Origin of the sequence: Pelagibacterium montanilacus, assembly GCF_003992665.1 — a bacterium.
Classification (GTDB): Bacteria; Pseudomonadota; Alphaproteobacteria; order Rhizobiales; family Devosiaceae; genus Pelagibacterium; species Pelagibacterium montanilacus.
The window spans coordinates 1-3,432 of the sequence record NZ_RZMX01000037.1 but is presented as its reverse complement, the minus strand read 5'-3'; the positions used below and the strand labels follow the sequence as shown (position 1 = coordinate 3,432).

Annotated in this window: 3 protein-coding genes; 1 reads left to right on the top strand and 2 read right to left on the bottom strand. The window is 60.5% G+C overall.

Annotation, left to right across the window (positions count from 1 at the left end; all coding sequences use genetic code 11):
- Nucleotides 1-70 precede the first annotated feature (70 nt).
- The gene (locus EO136_RS11615; RefSeq protein ID WP_127143937.1) at nt 71-1,270 is read right to left on the bottom strand and encodes an IS256 family transposase; all 1,200 of its coding nucleotides are present in this window, start codon (nt 1,268-1,270) and stop codon (nt 71-73) included.
- A gap of 198 nt (nt 1,271-1,468) precedes the next feature.
- Nucleotides 1,469-1,612, bottom strand: a complete 144-nt coding sequence (locus EO136_RS19120) for an integrase core domain-containing protein (protein ID WP_127144590.1) — start codon at nt 1,610-1,612, stop codon at nt 1,469-1,471.
- A gap of 550 nt (nt 1,613-2,162) precedes the next feature.
- Between EO136_RS19120 and EO136_RS11605 the strand changes: the two genes are divergently transcribed.
- Nucleotides 2,163-3,362: an IS256 family transposase gene (locus tag EO136_RS11605; RefSeq protein WP_127143937.1), complete on the top strand. Its 1,200-nt coding sequence runs from the start codon at nt 2,163-2,165 to the stop codon at nt 3,360-3,362.
- The last annotated feature ends 70 nt before the right edge of the window (nt 3,363-3,432 follow it).

The following is a 3,432-nucleotide window of genomic DNA, read 5'->3' as shown; positions in this document are numbered from 1 at the left end:
GATGGTGTCCCCTGGCGTGGTGTAGGTTGGTTTGGGCCGCCACGCATTTCCCGGCACTGCCGGTGTCGGATCAGCCGGCCAGGGGCGGCAGGCTGATGAGGGGATCATCGCTCATCTGGCTCATTGTTTCCAGTGTCATGTAGCGGGCGCGCTGGACGGCCCACTCATCGTTCTGTTCGAGCAGTAACGCGCCCACGAGGCGCACGATGGCGTCATCATTGGGAAAGATGCCCACGACATCGGTGCGCCGCTTGATTTCGCCGTTGAGACGCTCGATTGGGTTCGTGCTGTGCAATTTGGTCCGGTGTTCGCGTGGGAACGACATGTAGGCCAGAACATCAGGCTCGGCCTCATCGAGCAGGGTGGCCAGCTTGGGCACCTTGGGTCGGATCTGATCGGCGACGGCGCGCCATTGCGCACTGGCCGCCTTTGGTGTTTCCTGCGCAAAGGCCGTGGCGATGAAGGCAGAGACGACACGGCGCCCGCTCTTTCCGGCATGGGCAAGAACGTTGCGCATGAAGTGAACCCGGCATCGTTGCCAAGTGGCGCACAACACCTTGCTGACGGCCGCCTTGATCCCTTCGTGCGCATCGGAGATCACGAGCTTGACCCCACGTAGCCCCCGCCGGGTCAGCTTGCGCAGAAACGCTGTCCAGATCGGCTCGGCTTCCGAGGTCCCGATCTCCATGCCCAGAACCTCACGCCTGCCATCACTGTTGACGCCGATGGCGATAATGGCGGCGACCGAGACGATACGCCCACCGCGGCGCACCTTGAGGTAAGTGGCATCAATCCACAGATAGGGCCAGTCACCCTCGATGGGGCGATCGAGGAAGGCTTTGACCTTATCGTCGATCTCTTCGCACAGCCGGCTCACCTGACTTTTGGAGATGCCGCCCATCCCCATGGCCTTGACCAGATCATCGACTGATCGGGTGGAAATGCCCTGGATGTAAGCTTCCTGGATAACTGCGGTTAGAGCCTTCTCGGCCATGCGGCGCGGCTCCAGGAAGGTTGGGAAATAGGACCCTGTCCTCAGCTTGGGAATGCGCAGCTCGACAGTGCCGGCGCGTGTCTCCCAGTCTCTGTCGCGATACCCATTGCGCTGGGCCAGGCGATCGGAGCTCTTCGCTCCATAACCAGCGCCTGTGGCAGCGCCCACTTCCATCTCCATCAGGCGTTCAGCGGCAAAGCCGATCATCTCACGCAAAATATCGGCGTCGGGGGTCTGTTCGACCAGAGCGCGAAGGTTCATCATATCGGTGGTCATCGGTGGTCCTTTCGGATTGTGGCTTCAACAACCCGACATTACCGGAAAACCGCCGGTGACCACTCTCCTCAGAACCTACACCACCTCCAGGGACACCATCCCAAAAAGCCTGCCGAGCAGGTGGTCAAGGACATCCGCCGCGCAACCCGGTGAGCTACTCCCCAATTGCTGGACAGATTTGGGCGTAAATTAAGCTACTCATTGCACCTGCTGGTCGGGTTGGTTTTGGTCAATGCGCTGCCAATAGATCACGGCAGGCGGTTTGCCGCCAAGGGCGGAATGGGGGCGTCGATGATTATAGAAGGCGCATGCTGCTTGCGTTTCGACATCTCTGGTCTCCATCGTCCAAGACCAGCAGACAACAATTCGTAGCTTACGTCAGCGTCCCATTTTCGGGGAGTAGCTCAGCCCAACCGCTCGGGAGTGTCTGAATGCGTCGATACCAGGCATTCGCATCGGCAAGGATATCTCCCGCTATGCGCGGCGGCACAGGGTGGTCAGGCGGCCGCCACAGATTAGAGCGGAACTGACGGAAGGGGGGACGTGATGGCGATGGGGTTGCGTGCACCCGGGTGCAACAGCTGTAAGAGGCGCGGATCGGCGAAGGAGCATATCCTCCTGCTAATCTCGTCGGAAAGGCATTGGCGGTGCGACCTTGCGCGCAGCCGGAAGAGGCAGGAGCCTGAGATCGCCTGCTTTGGGGCCTGCTGCTAGCTCGAAGACTGCTTCCTTGGTGCACCCTCTTTCCCTGTTAGCGCGAATTCTTCCCTGTTCCGCGTCATAGGGAAATTTGATGGTGTCCCTGGAGGTGGTGTAGGTTCTGAGGAGAGTGGTCACCGGCGATTTTCCGGTAATGTCGGGTTGTTGAAGCCACAATCCGAAAGGACCACCGATGACCACCGATATGATGAACCTTCGCGCTCTGGTCGAACAGACCCCCGACGCCGATATTTTGCGTGAGATGATCGGCTTTGCCGCTGAACGCCTGATGGAGATGGAAGTGGGCGCTGCCACAGGCGCTGGTTATGGAGCGAAGAGCTCCGATCGCCTGGCCCAGCGCAATGGGTATCGCGACAGAGACTGGGAGACACGCGCCGGCACTGTCGAGCTGCGCATTCCCAAGCTGAGGACAGGGTCCTATTTCCCAACCTTCCTGGAGCCGCGCCGCATGGCCGAGAAGGCTCTAACCGCAGTTATCCAGGAAGCTTACATCCAGGGCATTTCCACCCGATCAGTCGATGATCTGGTCAAGGCCATGGGGATGGGCGGCATCTCCAAAAGTCAGGTGAGCCGGCTGTGCGAAGAGATCGACGATAAGGTCAAAGCCTTCCTCGATCGCCCCATCGAGGGTGACTGGCCCTATCTGTGGATTGATGCCACTTACCTCAAGGTGCGCCGCGGTGGGCGTATCGTCTCGGTCGCCGCCATTATCGCCATCGGCGTCAACAGTGATGGCAGGCGTGAGGTTCTGGGCATGGAGATCGGGACCTCGGAAGCCGAGCCGATCTGGACAGCGTTTCTGCGCAAGCTGACCCGGCGGGGGCTACGTGGGGTCAAGCTCGTGATCTCCGATGCGCACGAAGGGATCAAGGCGGCCGTCAGCAAGGTGTTGTGCGCCACTTGGCAACGATGCCGGGTTCACTTCATGCGCAACGTTCTTGCCCATGCCGGAAAGAGCGGGCGCCGTGTCGTCTCTGCCTTCATCGCCACGGCCTTTGCGCAGGAAACACCAAAGGCGGCCAGTGCGCAATGGCGCGCCGTCGCCGATCAGATCCGACCCAAGGTGCCCAAGCTGGCCACCCTGCTCGATGAGGCCGAGCCTGATGTTCTGGCCTACATGTCGTTCCCACGCGAACACCGGACCAAATTGCACAGCACGAACCCAATCGAGCGTCTCAACGGCGAAATCAAGCGGCGCACCGATGTCGTGGGCATCTTTCCCAATGATGACGCCATCGTGCGCCTCGTGGGCGCGTTACTGCTCGAACAGAACGATGAGTGGGCCGTCCAGCGCGCCCGCTACATGACACTGGAAACAATGAGCCAGATGAGCGATGATCCCCTCATCAGCCTGCCGCCCCTGGCCGGCTGATCCGACACCGGCAGTGCCGGGAAATGCGTGGCGGCCCAAACCAACCTACACCACGCCAGGGGACACCATC